Below are 16,584 nucleotides of genomic sequence, written 5' to 3' on the forward strand. Positions count from 1 at the left end.
GATTTAACTTATAACTATGAAAAAACTTCTACTTTTTGGGGCTATAGCCTTATCTACACTTTCTTGTTCCAACTCTGATGACACTCCTTTCGACAACAGTGATCCGTCTAATCAAAGCGTAATTCTTCCCACGAAGATGACAATGGATGGTATTGTAATGAAAATCAATTACAACGGAACCAAAATCATCAGTATGATTAACAACATTAATCATGGACAAAGAGTGGAGTTCTCTTATACCGATGATTATGTTTCCGGGATTAAACATTACGAAAATAATGTTCTTGAAAGCTCTGTAGAATATGGATATTCTAATGGGCGCATGGCTTCGGCTGTTATAAAGGAATATTCCACTACCGGAACTGTACAGAATACGATTGCATTTACTTATAACTATACCAGCAATACGGAAATCAATGTAAAAAGACAGACGAATTCAGGAACTGCCGGTTCTTATACGATCAACAGTGTATTTACGTACAGCAATGGAAATATGGTAAGTAACGTAGGATCAGGAAACGGAATCGTCAATGGAAATACGGTTAATTATACAGAAAAAGAGACTTATACCTATACTGATAAGAACTATCCTTTCAAAAATGTCAAAGGTTTTGACAAAATCATATTCAATGGAAATGAAAGCAGTGATGGGATAAGCATGCTATTTTCGAATATTAAGAACAGCTTAAGCACTTATAAAGGAGAGTTTACCAATACGACTGCCGGAGGAGGAACAGCAACCGGAACAACGTCTCACAAGTATACAACTACTTTTAATACTGCCGGTTATCCATCTGAAGAAAGCAGACAATCTCTTGATGTGAATGGAAATGCAAATACCAGTGTTCCGGATAAATTTTTCTACGAATACAACTATCAATAAAAAAACCTGCATTTCTGCAGGTTTTCTGTTATTTGTTAGAGACATCTAGTTCTTTTTCTTCACTTTATTGGCCTTGACCTTTTTCACTTCGTCTTTAATGAAAGGATATTTTTTCTGCATATCCTTAGCTAAAGAAGGATCAAGTTCCAATGCTTTTTGAAGAGATTCCATTCCTTTATCCTGTTCTTTCAGATTGTAAAAACAATTGCTCAATTGATAAAACAGCTCGGCTCTGTGATGTTTTTTAATGGCTCTGTTCAAGACTGTTACCGCATCTTCATACTCTCCTACTAACATTAAAACTTCTGAATAGGCATACCAGTTGTAGAACCTTGAAGGTTCAGCATCCACCAGTTTTTTAAGACAAGAAAGGCTTTCTTCAAACTTCCCCGAATCGATGAATAAAAACGCCAGTCTCTTCTGATAGTCAAGATTGTTTTCATTCAGCTGGGTAGCTTCTTTGGCAAAATGTAATGCTTCAGACATTCCTCCCATTTCTTCATAAAGATAAGACTGTTCCATCATCGCAAGATAAAACTGAGGGTCTTCTCTCAATGATTTTTGGAATGAATTTAAAGCTAAAATAGGCTGTTTTAAAGCCTTGTTGCATAATCCGATCTTATAAAAAGTAAATGCTTTTGTATATTCCAGCTCCAGCATTTCTTCATAAGTTTCGATGGCCTTCTGGTATTGTCCCAAAGCTTCATAACAGGCTGCTTTATTGGCATATACTCCTACAGAGTTTGAGTTGATTGCCAGTAAATAGTCATAGCCTCTTATCGCTTCATCATAATTTTTTCTGTTGAAATAGAATTGACCGTATTCAAACCAGGCGGTTTCAGAATAAGGGAATTCATCTAAATATTCATTAAGAAAGGCAATAGCCTCCTCACTCTTATTCAGGTCACTGAAACACACCATACAGTTTTCCAGCGAATATTCATCCGTAGGATCTTCTTTCAGTGCTTTTCTGTAATGTTTAAGAGCGTTAAAAGGATCTCCGAGATTCACATATTCATCCGCAATAAAGTTGTGGAGAAAGTTTTCTTCTTCCTCTAATGTCAAAGCTTTTTTACAGATTTCAATGGATTTTCTGGGATTTCCTAGGTTCGAATAATACTTGGCGTAGCAAACCAAAAAGTCTGTATGCTCCATAGAAGCACCTTTCAGTTCGTCAATAAGTTCTTTCGCCGTATTATACTCTTCCCACTCCAGAAGGATCTCAAGTCTTTTGATCTTGATATCCAACGAATTGGGATGAAGCTTTAGCCCATAATTAACAGCCATGTCAGCGTAATTAAAGTCACCAAGCTCCAAATAATAAACAATAATGTCTTCTAACTCTTCGGTATCGAAGTAGAATTCGTCATTGTTTTCCATCATTTCCTCGAACTTTTTTACAAGTTCATTTCCAAAATACTCTTCCAATAGTGTCCTCTTTGTCGGCCCAACGCTTGAATTTGCTTACAAACCTCGGCAAACGTTTAGTTAATAATACATCTGAAACTGATATTCAAATATTTATGCAAAGTTGCAACTTTTTTTTGAATATTCCATTTCATAAATTTCTATTATAAAAATAGTAAAAAAAGAAAACCGATAAAAGGATTGTGGATAAAAAAACGGAAATTGGGGTTAAATTCTTATGACCAGACGTTTTCCGCTTTCTATTTCAGCGTTCCATATGGTTTCGATATCTTTAATATCAACTTCGTGAGTTTCCATTTTAATTTCCCCTTCAACTGCTGCCTGAAACATTTCCGGGATAATTTCCGAAAAAAGTAGCGCTGATTCTTCTTTTGTCCAGCTTCCCAATCCTGATCCTGAAATCTGAATATCGGTTCCTCTGAGGATCTGAGAAGACAGCTGAATGGTATCCCCGCTCATTCCTCCTATCGTTACAAGCTTTGTTTTATGGGAAAAGGTTCCGTCTCCTTTGAAAGCAGACAAAATCATTTCTACAGAATGACCCCAGACATAATCTATGATAATATCTATCGGTGTTTCCTGATGAATTTCTTTTATTTTTTGTTTAAAATCATTGTCCTCCAATTTTAGAGAAACGATCTCATCAGCACCCAGTTCAAGTAAAGACTGCAAAGATTCTTCATTTCTTCCTGTAACAATAATTTTCTGTGCTCTATATAATCTGGCGATCTGGACAGCAATTCTGCCTGTAATTCCTGTTGCTCCATTAATCAGTACAGTATTTCCAGGCTGTATTCCTGCTTTGAACTTTAATGCCATTGCTGAGCCCATAACGGCGTTGGGCAATGCTGCAGCCAGAGAAAAATCAAGTCCTTCAGGAATTGGAATGATCATCTTTTTATCTGCTACAGCTTTTTCGGATACAGTCCCTTTTTTGCTGAAAAAATAGACTTTACTTCCGTTTTCCAGATATCCTGCGCCGTCTGTTCCGATAACCGCTGGCTGGTGTTTCTGATTTTCTGTTGAATAATGATTTCCACCTGCTCTGGCTCTGTCGAGATTTTTAATTGATGCGGCTTTTACTGAAATCAAAATTTCATTTTCCTGTACTTCAGGCTCCTGGAAATCTGCATATTGAGGAATGCTTCCTTTTGCAAATACTACGGCTGCTTTCATTCTTTTAATTTTTATACAAAATTAGGAGTGTAGAAGGCTGTGAAGCGATAACATTTGTTATCAGTTTGGAAAAGGGAGCTGGAAGCGGGAGGTTGGGAGTTTATAAAGCCGGTAACAGAGTTAACAAACGCAGCAATCGCTAGGAAACATGATATTGTTATTATTATTTGTTCACAAGGACATTTCGTTCAGCAAAGAATAGCTACCCTTGATGAGTGGAACACCTTTGCGAGCATTTTTATTATTCTTCGCGAACATCGCGTTTAAAATTTAAACAGGACAAATACAAAGTAATGCGGTGTCTTTTTAAATCTCCAGCTTCTGGCTTCCATCTTCCATCCTCTTAAAGTCCTTCTTTCAATATTTTGCTTTTGATTCTGCTGAGATGTACAGTAGTAATGCCAAGATAGGAAGCAATATAATGCTGGGGAACTCTTTTGATGATCTCAGGTTTTTGTTTAACTAAATTCAGATATCGCTGCTGCGGAGTATCCTTAATGAATGAAAAGAAATGCTTCATATAATCGAATACCCTTTCGAAAAGAGCATCCATAAAAAGATTTCTAAGCTCCGGATTTTCGTAAACTTCTTCCAGAAAAGCTTCCACATCAGGTTTATTAATTTTGTATAAAATACAGGGTTCTATGGTCTCAAATGAAACCATACTTGGTAAACCTTTTTTAAAGCTTTCAAGAGAGGAAAACATTGTGTTCTCAGGGAAAAACTGAAAGGTAACATCTTTTCCGTCATTATTATACCAGGCTCTTACCATCCCTTTTTCAAGATAATAGGCATTGCAGGAAACTTCACCTTCTTTTAAAAGCAAAGTCTTGGCAGGAACATCCATACGCTGGAAGCTGCCCAGAAATTTTCTCCACTTTTCTTTAGGGAAAGGAAATCTGTTTTTAATATGTTCAAACATTTCTGGTATAAAAAAAGAACGGACTGTTTGTCCGCTCTTCATATATTTTTAGATTAAACTCTTGATTTTAGCAATGATATCATCTCCCAACTGATCTGCCTCTTCCTGAGATTTAGCTTCAGTATAAATTCTGATGATTGGTTCTGTATTGGATTTTCTAAGGTGAACCCAGTTGTTTTCAAAGTCTATTTTAACACCATCTACTATAGAGACTTCTTCATTCTGATATTCCTGTTCCATTTTGCTTAAGATCGCATCTACATCAATCTCCGGCGTAAGTTCTATTTTCTTTTTACCCATGAAATAGCTTGGATATCCTGCTCTTAATTCAGAAACGGTCTTGTTTTCTTTAGCTAAATGTGTTAGGAATAAAGCGACTCCTACTAAAGAATCTCTTCCGTAATGCAATTCAGGATAAATAATTCCTCCGTTTCCTTCTCCTCCGATCACCGCATTTTTCTCCTTCATCAAAGTAACAACGTTTACTTCTCCTACAGCACTTGCAAAGTATTCTGAATTGTGGCTTTGTGCTACATCTCTCAATGCACGGCTTGAAGAAAGGTTGGAGATTGCTACTCCATTTTTATTTTTCAACAGGTAATCTGCAACGGCTACCAGGGTGTATTCTTCCCCGAACATTTCTCCTTTTTCATCAATCAAAGCCAGTCTGTCTACATCCGGATCTACCACCACTCCTAAGTCTGCATTTTCTTTTTTCACAAGATCACAGATATCTCCCAAATGTTCTTTCAACGGTTCAGGATTGTGTGGGAAGTGTCCCGTAGGTTCACAATATAATTTGATGGTTTCACAACCTAATTTATCTAAAAGCATTGGAATAGCAATTCCTCCTGTAGAGTTTACAGCATCAAGAACTACTTTAAAATTCTTTGCTTTGATTGCTTCCACGTCTACCATCGGTAAATCCAGGATCTGCTGAATATGGATATCAAAAGCATCGTCTCTTGTTTCATATTTTCCAAGATCGTCTACTTCTGCATAGTTGAAATCTTCGCTTTCTGCCAAAGCCAGTACTTCAGCTCCGTTTTCACCACTGATGAATTCTCCTTTTTCGTTTAATAATTTAAGGGCATTCCATTGTTTTGGATTATGAGAAGCAGTAAGGATGATTCCACCGTCTGCATTCAGCTCAGGCACCATTACTTCAACAGTCGGGGTTGTAGAAAGACCCAGATCTACCACATTAATTCCTAATCCCTGCAATGTAGCTGTAACTAAAGAGGAAACCATCTGGCCAGAAATTCTGGCATCTCTTCCGATGATAAGGGTAAGATCTTTTTTGTTTTTATTATTTTGAAGCCAGGTTCCGAAAGCGGATGCGAATTTTACAACATCCAGCGGTGTTAAGTTATCATTTACTCTTCCACCAATGGTTCCGCGAATTCCGGAAATAGATTTTATTAATGACATGATGTTTTTGCTTTTATTTTGTTCTTTCTGAATTTTTCCAACGCAAAGATACTTAAAAGACCCTTCAACTTATAGAACCGGAATCTTTTTTTGGACTTTATCGTAGGTATTTTTCACAACTTTCGGTGGTGCAAAACGATACCCAATATATAACAGTCCATAAAGGTTATTATTTTCAACTGCTTCTCCGTTTTTCTGATACGTGTAAGCCCTAAAGTTCATCCTTCCCCCAAAAAGAAAGCGGTCTGAATTATATCCCACGTGAAGACCTCCTTCCATTCTCAGGGTTACAAACTGTTCGTTTTCTTTCTGCTCATTGTTCTCCTGGGAGCCTGAAAACTGTCCTCCAAGTCCTACAGAAAGGTAGGGAGCAACATTCACTTTATCTCTTATAATCCAATTATAAAAGTATCCCATATTGGCCCCTATTTTATACTGAACTTCCTTGTTTTTCACTTCATTTATTGTATTGGTGAAAAAGCTGACATCATAATCCAGATAAGGAATCCAGCTTCCACTGCTTTTTTTCTGCCATTCACTGTGAGTATATACACTTTTGGCTGAGAAGTTTTTATTGAACACATACGATGTTGTTCCTCCAAAACTCACCACTTTTAAGTCTGGAAACTGTAAATAAGCATCTGCTTCCTGCCAGTCCGGAACAAAATCTTTCATATTTTCCACGTAAAACCCTTTTACTTTTTTATAATAAAAAGTCTGGATAAATCTTTTTGGAAAAAACCTGAAGCTCAGATCTGTATAAGAACTTTTCCCTTTCAGATCATCCTCATTATTTCCCGGGATAAATTTTGGGGAAAAAGAGAGGGTTGCACTAATGGCACGGTAGTCAATAGATACGGACGTTCTTGTTTTGTTATTGATGGACAGTTCCATTTTATCATTTCCTCGCTGGGAAAGAATATACTTTTCAAGATTGGTATCCAGATTAAGGCGGATCATCACCTGATCTCTATACGATTTTACTAGTGTTGTATCTGTCTGACACCTAGCGTAAAAAATGCATGAGAACAACAAGAGAACTGAAATTGTGTTTTTTAGAGTCAAAATAATTAATATTTTCAAAGGATGAAAATACTATTATTTTTTGATTTCTATTAAACCTTGTTTAAGAACAGCCGCAATCTTTATCGCAGTTGGTTCTTTTGGAGCTGAATTTCTTAGGAGCGAAATTTTTTTTAAGTACTTTAAATAAAGAGTAACAAGCAAATGCTACAATTAATACAATAAGTACGTACTGAATGATTAATGATGAGTCCATTACTTTAAAATCTGATATACTATCATCGACACAAAATATGCCAAACCTGTCATCATGACTACCTGAAAGCCAGTCCATTTCCAGCTTTTGGTTTCTCTGTAGACTACTGCAAGTGTAGAAACACACTGCATTGCAAATGCATAAAAAAGAAGCACCGAAATTCCGGTTGCAAAACTGAAGACTTTTTCACCGTTTGGTTTTACATCTCTTCTCATTTTATCAATAACTTTCACTTCCGGAGCATCATCTTCCAGGCTATAGAGCGTAGACATTGTTCCTACAAAGACTTCCCTTGCCACGAAGCTTGTAAGGATTCCTACTCCCATTTTCCAGTCGTAACCAAGAGGAGCAATTACAGGTTCTATTCCTTTACCCATCTTAGCAAGGTAAGAATGGTCTAAGTGAACATCTGCAGCTACAAATTCATTTGTTTTCTGGCTTGGCCCGAAATAGCTTAAAAACCAGATAATGATACTTACGATGAAAATTATTTTTCCGGCTCCGGTAATGAAGTCCCATACTTTTCCTAAAACCATTTTAAAGTCATATCCGAAAAGTGGTTTTTTATAGGCTGGAAGATCCATTACGAGATACGTCTTTCCTTTACTTTTAATAAATCTTTTAAGGATTGCTGCAGAGAATAAAGCGACTAAAAACCCAAGGAGATACATTCCCATCAGGACTAGTGCTTTGTATTTGATTCCTAAAAATGTTCCTTCTGATATAATCAGTCCGATAATGATGCTGTAAACAGGAAGTCTCGCAGAACATGTCATAAATGGGGTTACCAATATCGTAAGCAATCTTTCTTTTACATTTTCAATATTTCTTGTAGAGATCACCGCCGGGATCGCACAGGCAGTCCCTGACACAAGGGGAACGATACTTTTTCCGTTAAGCCCGAAAGGACGAAGTAATCTGTCCATCAGGAATACTACTCTTGCCATATATCCTGAATCTTCCAATAAATAAAGGAAATACAAGAGAATTCCGATCTGTGGTGCAAAAACCACAATTCCTCCGATTCCGGGAACGATTCCATTTGAAATCAATGAATTAATTGGTCCTTCAGGAAGATGTTCGCTTGTAAATGCGGCCAGCCAGGAGAATGTATCTTCAATCCAGCTCATCGGGTATTCTGCAAGGAAGAAAACACTTTGAAAAATAATCAGCAGAATAGCTAAAAAGACCACATAACCCCAGAATTTATGAACCAAAACTTTATCCAGTTTCTCGGTTAATAATTCTTTGAACTGAGCCTTTTTAAAAATAACATCAGCCAGTATTTTGTCAACATTCTGGTACCTTCTTACAGTTTCCTGAACCTGTAATCTTTTAGGAACCAAACTTTTAGAATCAGGTTCATTGAGCTGTTCCATTACTCCGCCGATTCTTCCAAGATCTGTTCCCAGAGAAAGGCTCATCCATGCTTTATATTCGTTATCGAAACCTTTATGTGCTGCCAGTTTCTGAATAAAGTCTCTGTGTTCGTTTGGTGTTTCAAAAGAAAGTTGATCTGTTTTTACGAATTCATTGTTATAAACAGCTTCCCTTACTTCATCAATCCCGATCTGTTCCTTGGCATTGGTCTGAATAATTTTAATGCCTAATGCTTCGGAAAATTTTTGAATATCGATAGTAATTCCTCTTCTTTCTGCCTGGTCAATCTGATTGACAATCAGAATCATTGGAATGCCAAGGTCCTGAATCTGCTGAAACAACAGCAGCCCTCTTTTTAAACTTAATGCTTCAAGAATATAAACAACTCCTGCGTAGTTTTTCTGCTCGTCAATAAGATATTTGGAGAAAATGGCCTCATCTTCTGAGCTTGGGTATACACTGTAAGAACCTGGAAGATCTATCACCTCAACTTCTTCATTTTTGTATATGTAGTTTCCCGAATGACTTGCAACGGTAACGCCGGCGTAGTTCCCGGTCTTCTGCTTTTTGTTGCAAAGCGTATTAAAAACCGTTGACTTTCCTACATTAGGATTCCCGACTAAAAGTATCTGTTTTTTCTTGTTTTCCTGCATTAATTCAATTCTTCAACAATGATGTAATCTCCTTCTTCCTCACGAAGAGCAATCCGGCTTTTTTCTGCTCCAAATTCTACATACATTGGCCCGCTGAACGGAGCCTGATACAAAATTCTGAAAATGGTCTCCGGAAGAAGCCCCATTTCAATAATTTTATTGGGCATTTTAAGATGGTCGTTATCATATCCCAATATCTTCCCCATTTTATTTTTAGGGAATCCACTTAATTTATGTAATCCTTTCTCTTTCAAAGCCTAATTTTTAGTCCTGCAAATATACGCTATTTAAATTTAATCTAAATAACGTTTTGAGATAAAAGAAATAAGCCCAGACACATCGTTGTATCTGGGCTTATTTATATCTTATTAAGATTATCCTTCTGCTCCAAGCTGAAAACAATGAACAGGAGGCCCCGCAATTACAGGACCAACAGCAAGTTCAATAGCGCATTTTTCTTCTGTAGTCAATTCCTTTTCCCTCTCTTTTGCAGTTGTGGATAATGTAATAGGTTTTTGTAGTTGATCTGTTTTTTCAATAGTCTTCTTAGTGACTAAAACAGTTTCTGTTGCCTTTTGGGGCTCCGTATTTTTATTTGGAGATTCATTTTTAGCAAATAGCAATGCAGATGTTGTCAGCAGAACTGCGACAATAGATTTTTTCATGGTATAATTTTTAAATTAGTTTTAGCAAACATATGAGAATAAAAAATAAAATCAAATTTTTTCAGAGAATTTTTTAAAAATTCTGCTGGTCAAACGTAGAATTTACCTGATAAAAAGAAATCAACCCAAACACATTGCTGTATCTGGGTTGATTCAAAATATAATTTAGTTGATATGAAGTCTTACTTTTTCTTCTTGTCAGAAGGCTGTTCTTTTTCTATGGGATTATCATTGGACCCGAAGAAATCTTTCACCTGCTTTTCCAGCCTTTTCATGAAATCTCCTACAGTTCCGTCTGTTCCCGGCATGGGTCTGCTCATATTCTCTGCAGTCATATATGGACGGGATTCTGCAAAAGGATCTGCTTTGTATCCTTCATAAGATTTAAGAAACTTTTCTTTTGATGTAGGTGTTACTGTATTGCTCATCATTCCCATCTTAGCATTGATCTTATCGGCATATGATAATTCATCATAATTTTCGATCTTTTTATTTCCGCTCAATTGCCATGAATAGTTTTTATCAGCGTCTTCGATTTTTACAATCAGACCAGGAAGTCCTTTAAATTTGTAAGGTCCATCCTGAAAAGGGATATCCGAACTGAACCATGCAGTCCATGTTCTTCCTCCAAATTCAGTAGTTGCTTTCTGAGCATTGTACGCGCCTATTTTTTGTTTATCTGGTAGAATACTCCATTGCAGCTTCGGATCGTCTTCATATGAGAACAGATTTCTGCTGATTCTGTCTACATACTGTACTTTCATGTCAGGATAAGTCTTAATAATTTTATATGAAAATTTCGGCCACCTAATCAACTTGGTCATATCCTTAAAAGATTTGGTTTTCTCCATTTCTTCTATCTGAACTTTAATGATAGAATCCTGAGCCGGCATTGTATAATCCTGGTAGATTGATTTCTTTGGGGTAATATCAAGAATAGTAATAATCTTATCCATTCTTGCCGAATCTTTTTTCGGCTTAAAAGTCAGTTCATAAAAGAAACGGTTGGCTGTTTCTTTTGACTCCTGAGCTCCTGCAAATGCAAAAAGAGCAATAAGAAATACTGAGAATAACTTTTTCATTGTAGCAAGTTTTATATAATTAGTAATCACTTGTCTTCTTTTGTTACAGTTTTTCTGAAATTTTATTTTTCGGTAAAAAATATTCACCTGTTTCAAATCTTTACTAATTAAAAAATTATGATTCTCTTAAAACAGTTTCATATTTAAAACGCTTACCTTTAAGTTTCTAAAAAACAAAATATTATGGATACCTTATCTCAATTAAAATCCGAACTGGAGGGAGAGTTCCAAACCACAAAAAAATTTATTGAACTATTCCCTGAAGGAAAAAACGATTATGCTCCGCATGAAAAAAGCATGAAAATGATGCCTCTTGCTACCCATCTGGTAGAAGTTTTTGAATGGCCGAACACTATTTTAAAAACTTCGGAACTGGATTTTGCCAAGGGAGATTATAAACCTACCATTCTTTCTACAAGAGATGAACTCATGAAAAAACTGGAAGATGATTACCAGTCTGCAAAAACAGCATTGGAAAACAGTACAGAAAACGATCTGAATCCCAGCTGGACGATTAAAAATGATGGGCACGAACTGGCAAGCTGGAGCAAGTACGGAGCCATCCGGCATGCTTTAAACCAGATTACGCATCACAGGGCTCAACTGGGAGTGTATTACAGACTAAACAATATTCCTTTGCCGGGAAGCTATGGGCCTTCAGCAGACCAGCAAAGCTTTTAATTTCAGTATATCTCAATAAAAAACCAATCCGTATGGATTGGTTTTTTTTTATTTAAAGTTGAATTTTACACTTAGCATCACCTGACTTGGGCGGAGTTGCATACTTGTTTGTGTGATATTCGTATTATCAATATCGATTCTTTCAAACACTCTCTTATTTGCTATATTCATCCATTTTAATTCAAAATCAATTTTCTTTTTAGCCCATGAGAACTGATATGAAACATCAAAGAAACCATTATTATACTTTATGTCTGCAGATTTTGAATTGATCTGATCCCAATAAAACCCTATGGTATGGTTTTCTAATGGATAGAAAAATACGTTAAGATTGTGGCTGTATCCTTCTGACTTTCCTTTATTATCTGTAAGGAAAATATTAGATGTCTTATTCCATGTTTTAGATGCGTTAAAATCTACACTCATCCATGAGAAATAAGTATTGTTAAATTTAATTCCTAGCGTATTTCCATTTGTTTTATTATCAATATTATCAGTATTTCTGATGGATTGAGATTTAGAAATGGTATTGTTATAACTTAATGAAGCATTGGTTTTAAATTTTGGAAAATACTTTCCTATTTCTGCATAATAGGTATTGCTGGTCCTTTTATTTTCTTTCTCCAAGTATTCTGTTACTCTGAAGCCTGATTCATTAACGATACTTGAAGCAATAAGGTTATTTTTTGCATCACTTATTCTATATCCAACGTTAAAGAAAAGGTTATTTAACGGATTTCTGTACTCCAATCTTGTTCCTGCATTTTTAGTAGTAGTCTGAGGGATCGGATTTTTAGGGTTCATCACATTAAATCCTCCTGGACTTGTGAGAATATATCCTGCATAAGCTGTCTGAATATCTCCGAAGTTATTACTAATTCCTCCATTCAAACTCGCTTTGAAGAAGGAAGCAAATGAATATTGAGCAAAAACATTAGGAGTAAAAGTTACTTTACTTAATGATTTGGAAACATTTCTAAATGCATCTTCAGCCTTAATATTATTGAAGTTTACAGGGAAACTTGAAAATAAACTCCATGACTCAGATTTATAATTGATTCCTACGGAAGCCGATGGATTAACTCTCGTAAATTTCAGATCATTTTCATAAGTTAAATTTGCAAAATCCGGTTTATTATCTACAGTACTTCCATCAAAATTTGTTGTCAAATTATCAGTTGAAAAATCAAGTCCTACCTGTGGTGTGAATGTCCATCCTTTTGAAGTGAAACTGATATTTGCAGAATGTGATGTATCTAAAGATTTAATCCTGAAATATTGCAAAGCAGTACTGCCTGGTGTGAATTTTATGGTTGTAAAATCAGTACTTCCAGGTTCTTTATATGGAAACTGTAAATAATTGGCAGGAGAAATTTCTAAAATCTGTTTATCATTCTGATAGCTCAGATAGGATTTGAAATTCACCATTTTTTCTTTCCATGGAATAATTGTACTTAAGGAGTTCTGGAAAGATGTTGTAGGTGATTCCAATGCTTCGTTTCCTATCCTGTAACCCTGCTTATCATTTCTTTCTGCAAAAGCCCTATCTGCATTCCAGAATTGAGAGAATGTTGTTGTATTTTTAAAGAATCCTTTTTTTGCATTTTTTGTAAAAATCAGTTCTCCTTTTAATTTGTCTGTATAGAAATTGTTCAGGAACCTTGTTGTATATTGTGTACCCTGCTGGATATCTCTAGTAACACTATTAGACTCTCTTTCCACCGCATTATTGGTATAGTTGGCATTGGCTTTAAGCTCCCATTCTTTCTTTTTATCAATATTGGTAAGATAATTTGCTGACAGATAATGAACACTGTTCATCAAATATCTTTTTACAGGAAGATCAGGTACGGATGCATTCTCTACACTTAGCCAATTATTTTGCGAGATGTTACTTCTTCTTCCTTCCCATGAGCTTCCAAAAGCCAGAATATTTCCTTCATTTTCCACCTGCTCACCCATGTTATTGGTTTTATAATTGACAACCCATTGGCTTTTCTGCCCGAAAAACATAGGCGTCAGTTTTACATTCCAAAGCCACGGATCTCCAAATCCGGTTCCTACTTCTCCTCTTCCAGTCATGGTGACAGAGTTTTTCAGTTTGATATTGATGGCTGCCTGATCTGAAGGGACTTTATCCTGAAGGATTTTTACCGGCTGGTGGTTCTCCAGAACTTCTACTTTCTGTACAGCATCTTTAGGAAGGGAATTGTTGATGGTTCCATAACCTCCTTCCATAAGGTCTTTTCCGTTGACGTAGAATTTATTGATGGCATTTCCCTGATAAAGAATTGTTCCGTCCTTGTTTACTTCAATTCCCGGAATCTTTTTCATTACATCAGCAAGGGTTCTGTCGTTTTTACTATTGAAAGCCTTAAGATCGTAAGAGATGGTGTCGCCTCTTGCGGTGATCATTTTGGTTTTCAGCTGTACTTCTTTAATTTCTGTAGCTTCAGACTGCATTTTAAAGTTCAGAGTCTGATCGCTGTTATTAATTTGCTTCGTAAGAGGTTTCTGATTGAATGCTTTCACTTTTAAATCCACATTGGATTCAGCGGATGTAAAAGTTACTTTATATTCTCCTTTGGAATTCGTAATGGCATAAGCAAGAATAGCATCTTTACCGGGCTCTTCTATCGTTACACTGGCGCTTGGTATTGCTACCCCGTCATCATCCGTGATCTTTCCTGAGATCGTTTTCTGGGCGAAAGTAAGCACCGTAAAGAAAAGCATCAGAAATAAGGAAATATTTTTTTTCATACTTATTATTTGCTCAATTAGTTAATGGATATTGTTTTTTGTTACACTTTTATAAAGATGAATTTTATAGATAAAAGTTAAACCATTATCACTACAAACATAGTGATAATTTTTAAGCTTTTGATTTTCTTTGAAAAAAAGAAATCTTTTTAAGCAGATTCACAATCTGTTTATCCGCTTTTGCGAATATTTAATTTATCATAAAATGATGTTTGGCATAAAAAATTTGCAAAAGAAGTGATGATTTATTTTTTGATTTATGTAACATAATCTGAATAGATTTTGTCTTATTGATTAGATAAAAGAACAATTTTAAGCAGGAGCTAAGAAATTAATAATCTTACTTATTCTAAATAGGAAAATCTGATTTGAATCATAGATTAAAAAAAAATTAAACACTGGTACATCAATATATATTTAATAATTTTGTAACATAAAATTTATAAAATGGGAATTATTTTAAAGCCTATAGATGTTGTAGATGACATTTCGAAAGAAGAATTCTACGAAAAATATCTGAAGCCAAGAAGGCCCGTTGTCATCAAAAATATGGCAAAAAAATGGCCTGCTTACCAAAAATGGACGATGGAATATATGAAGGAGGTTGTAGGAGATGTGGAGGTCCCGCTATATGACAGCTCAAAGGCAGATCCTTCTGCTCCCATCAATGCATCAGCAGCAAAAATGAAGTTTGGAGATTACATAGATCTTATTCAGCGAGAACCTACTGATCTTAGAATTTTCCTATTCGACCCCATAAAATATGCTCCTAAACTTTTGGAAGATTATATTTCTCCTAAAGAATTAATGGGTGGCTTTCTTGATAAATATCCGAATATGTTCTTTGGAGGAAAAGGTTCTGTAACCTTCCTTCACTTCGATATCGATATGGCCCATATTTTCCATACCCATTTCAATGGAAGAAAGCATATCCTTCTTTTCGACTATAAATGGAAAGAACGCCTTTATCAGATACCCTATGCTACGTATGCACTTGAGGATTATGATATTGAAAATCCGGATTTCACAAAATTCCCGGCACTGGATGGTGTAGAAGGTATTGAATGCTATCTTGAACATGGTGATACTTTATTTATGCCTACAGGATGGTGGCACTGGATGAAATATCTGGACGGAAGTTTCTCAATTTCCTTAAGAGCATGGGACAAATCATGGGCAGTAAAAGCACATTCTCTATGGAATCTTACCGTACAGCGTAAATTTGACGACATTATGAAGTCGAACTTTAAAAAGAGCTATATGGACTGGAAAGAGAAAATGGCAATTAAAAGAGCAGAAATGGCCTTGAAGAGAGGCTTACCAAAATAAAAAAAGACGTTTCACTTGAAACGTCTTTTTTTATTCTATTATAAATGTTATTTCTTAATCATTTTATAGCCTTTTTCAGTCTCTTTATCTTTGACCTTCACTATATAATTCCCTGCTGCAAGTTCACTTACATTTACAGTTCCGTTTTCTGTATCCATCGTTTCTTTTTTCACTAGCTTTCCGTTAAGATCATAGATGCTAATTTCAGAGATCTTAGTTTTATTTTTGATGTGTAAAACATCTTGTGCCGGGTTTGGGTAGATGGATGCACGGCTCTTATCCGCTTTTGCATCAGAAACCGATAAACTGTTTGTTGAAATCTGGAAATCGTCTATCCCTATAAACCAAACATCTTCTGTAGTGGAATGAAAAGCAATATAAATTGTTTGTCCTACAAAAGGAGTCAGGTCGTACGTATACTGATTCCACGAAGTAGGAGGTTTTACTGCTGCTGCGAGCGTGTTGGTAAGGCCTGCAATAGTAGGAGTTGTGGTTGATACTTTTATATCCACCGTCTCAGCAAGTCCTGCCCCTCTGTTTCTTGCCCAGAAAGTAAGCTTATCAGATACTCCTGCGGTGACCACTATAGCAGGGCTTATGGCATAATCATCATGGGAAGTACTGCCGTATTCCAATCCAAGGAAGTGGGTCCCAGAATGAGGAGCGTTGAATGAAGAGTCATAAGAACTAAAGGTTTCCCAGGTTCCAGGATCTCCACCATTAATTATTGTCCAGTCAGCAGGCATTGTTGCCGAATCGAAACTTTGAGAATATTGCGCCAGTAAACCTATTGGTATAAAGCACAGCAATGTTACGAATTGATAAATTTGTTTCATAGTGTTTGTTTTTGATACTAATTTAATAAAAATATAAAACATTGATTAACAAATTACTATAAAAAAACAAAAAAATCAT

General features: G+C 35.9%; 14 protein-coding genes. 3 read left to right on the top strand and 11 right to left on the bottom strand.

The features are described 5' to 3' along the window. Positions 1-16: 16 nt before the first annotated feature. Entirely contained in the window at positions 17-883 is an 867-nt protein-coding gene (locus PZ898_RS14780; RefSeq protein WP_183037420.1) for a hypothetical protein, read from the top strand. A gap of 45 nt (positions 884-928) precedes the next feature. On the opposite strand, the gene PZ898_RS14785 is transcribed toward PZ898_RS14780, so the two are convergent. The 9 genes from PZ898_RS14785 to PZ898_RS14825 form a co-directional block, all read right to left on the bottom strand. After that, positions 929-2,311, bottom strand: a complete 1,383-nt coding sequence (locus tag PZ898_RS14785) for a tetratricopeptide repeat protein (protein ID WP_062672737.1) — start codon at positions 2,309-2,311, stop codon at positions 929-931. A 207-nt stretch (positions 2,312-2,518) separates the two neighbouring features. Further along, positions 2,519-3,487 (bottom strand): zinc-binding alcohol dehydrogenase family protein, encoded by a 969-nt coding sequence (locus tag PZ898_RS14790; RefSeq protein WP_277693634.1) that lies wholly within the window; start codon positions 3,485-3,487, stop codon positions 2,519-2,521. A 343-nt stretch (positions 3,488-3,830) separates the two neighbouring features. Next, positions 3,831-4,409: a Crp/Fnr family transcriptional regulator gene (locus PZ898_RS14795; protein ID WP_277693635.1), complete on the bottom strand. Its 579-nt coding sequence runs from the start codon at positions 4,407-4,409 to the stop codon at positions 3,831-3,833. Between the two features lie 48 nt (positions 4,410-4,457). Continuing rightward, entirely contained in the window at positions 4,458-5,840 is a 1,383-nt protein-coding gene (glmM, locus tag PZ898_RS14800; RefSeq protein WP_062672741.1) for a phosphoglucosamine mutase, read from the bottom strand. A gap of 69 nt (positions 5,841-5,909) precedes the next feature. Continuing rightward, complete coding sequence (locus PZ898_RS14805; RefSeq protein ID WP_062672743.1) at positions 5,910-6,800, bottom strand: DUF4421 family protein; 891 nt, start codon at positions 6,798-6,800, stop codon at positions 5,910-5,912. A gap of 318 nt (positions 6,801-7,118) precedes the next feature. Then, positions 7,119-9,152 (bottom strand): ferrous iron transport protein B, encoded by a 2,034-nt coding sequence (gene feoB, locus PZ898_RS14810; protein WP_062672744.1) that lies wholly within the window; start codon positions 9,150-9,152, stop codon positions 7,119-7,121. Further along, positions 9,152-9,358, bottom strand: a complete 207-nt coding sequence (locus PZ898_RS14815) for a FeoA family protein (protein ID WP_062673746.1) — start codon at positions 9,356-9,358, stop codon at positions 9,152-9,154. The genes feoB and PZ898_RS14815 overlap by 1 nt, the downstream gene beginning before the upstream one ends. 168 nt (positions 9,359-9,526) lie before the next feature. Continuing rightward, positions 9,527-9,817: a hypothetical protein gene (locus tag PZ898_RS14820; protein ID WP_062672746.1), complete on the bottom strand. Its 291-nt coding sequence runs from the start codon at positions 9,815-9,817 to the stop codon at positions 9,527-9,529. Between the two features lie 182 nt (positions 9,818-9,999). Then, positions 10,000-10,899 carry a GLPGLI family protein gene (locus PZ898_RS14825; RefSeq protein ID WP_062673748.1) on the bottom strand — a complete coding sequence of 300 codons (900 nt, stop codon included), beginning with the start codon at positions 10,897-10,899 and terminating at the stop codon, positions 10,000-10,002. A gap of 183 nt (positions 10,900-11,082) precedes the next feature. On the opposite strand from PZ898_RS14825, the gene PZ898_RS14830 reads away from it, so the two are divergent. Next, positions 11,083-11,580: a DinB family protein gene (locus PZ898_RS14830; protein WP_062672748.1), complete on the top strand. Its 498-nt coding sequence runs from the start codon at positions 11,083-11,085 to the stop codon at positions 11,578-11,580. A 48-nt stretch (positions 11,581-11,628) separates the two neighbouring features. Here the strand turns inward: PZ898_RS14830 and PZ898_RS14835 are convergent, their stop codons facing one another. Further along, a complete protein-coding gene (locus PZ898_RS14835; RefSeq protein ID WP_216443616.1) occupies positions 11,629-14,340 on the bottom strand; it encodes a TonB-dependent receptor in 2,712 nt (903 codons plus the stop codon). 447 nt (positions 14,341-14,787) lie between these two features. On the opposite strand from PZ898_RS14835, the gene PZ898_RS14840 reads away from it, so the two are divergent. Continuing rightward, on the top strand, positions 14,788-15,669 hold the full coding sequence (locus PZ898_RS14840) for a cupin-like domain-containing protein (RefSeq protein ID WP_062672752.1): 882 nt from the start codon (positions 14,788-14,790) through the stop codon (positions 15,667-15,669). Positions 15,670-15,716: 47 nt separating this feature from the next. Here the strand turns inward: PZ898_RS14840 and PZ898_RS14845 are convergent, their stop codons facing one another. Then, positions 15,717-16,505, bottom strand: a complete 789-nt coding sequence (locus PZ898_RS14845; protein WP_082798752.1) for a choice-of-anchor J domain-containing protein — start codon at positions 16,503-16,505, stop codon at positions 15,717-15,719. Positions 16,506-16,584: the final 79 nt, after the last annotated feature.

It is taken from the genome of Chryseobacterium sp. WX, assembly GCF_029542485.1.
Classification (GTDB): domain Bacteria; phylum Bacteroidota; class Bacteroidia; order Flavobacteriales; family Weeksellaceae; genus Chryseobacterium; species Chryseobacterium cucumeris.

Excerpts from the sequence above, each read along its gene's own strand:
- PZ898_RS14780 (WP_183037420.1), top strand. The coding sequence starts at position 17 with ATGAAAAAACTTCTACTTTTTGGGGCTATAGCCTTATCTACACTTTCT.
- PZ898_RS14790 (WP_277693634.1), bottom strand. The coding sequence starts at position 3,487 with ATGAAAGCAGCCGTAGTATTTGCAAAAGGAAGCATTCCTCAATATGCA.
- PZ898_RS14795 (WP_277693635.1), bottom strand. The coding sequence starts at position 4,409 with ATGTTTGAACATATTAAAAACAGATTTCCTTTCCCTAAAGAAAAGTGG.
- glmM (WP_062672741.1), bottom strand. The coding sequence starts at position 5,840 with ATGTCATTAATAAAATCTATTTCCGGAATTCGCGGAACCATTGGTGGA.
- PZ898_RS14805 (WP_062672743.1), bottom strand. The coding sequence starts at position 6,800 with ATGATCCGCCTTAATCTGGATACCAATCTTGAAAAGTATATTCTTTCC.
- feoB (WP_062672744.1), bottom strand. The coding sequence starts at position 9,152 with ATGCAGGAAAACAAGAAAAAACAGATACTTTTAGTCGGGAATCCTAAT.
- PZ898_RS14815 (WP_062673746.1), bottom strand. The coding sequence starts at position 9,358 with ATGGGGAAGATATTGGGATATGATAACGACCATCTTAAAATGCCCAAT.
- PZ898_RS14820 (WP_062672746.1), bottom strand. The coding sequence starts at position 9,817 with ATGAAAAAATCTATTGTCGCAGTTCTGCTGACAACATCTGCATTGCTA.
- PZ898_RS14825 (WP_062673748.1), bottom strand. The coding sequence starts at position 10,899 with ATGAAAAAGTTATTCTCAGTATTTCTTATTGCTCTTTTTGCATTTGCA.
- PZ898_RS14830 (WP_062672748.1), top strand. The coding sequence starts at position 11,083 with ATGGATACCTTATCTCAATTAAAATCCGAACTGGAGGGAGAGTTCCAA.
- PZ898_RS14835 (WP_216443616.1), bottom strand. The coding sequence starts at position 14,340 with ATGAAAAAAAATATTTCCTTATTTCTGATGCTTTTCTTTACGGTGCTT.
- PZ898_RS14840 (WP_062672752.1), top strand. The coding sequence starts at position 14,788 with ATGGGAATTATTTTAAAGCCTATAGATGTTGTAGATGACATTTCGAAA.
- PZ898_RS14845 (WP_082798752.1), bottom strand. The coding sequence starts at position 16,505 with ATGAAACAAATTTATCAATTCGTAACATTGCTGTGCTTTATACCAATA.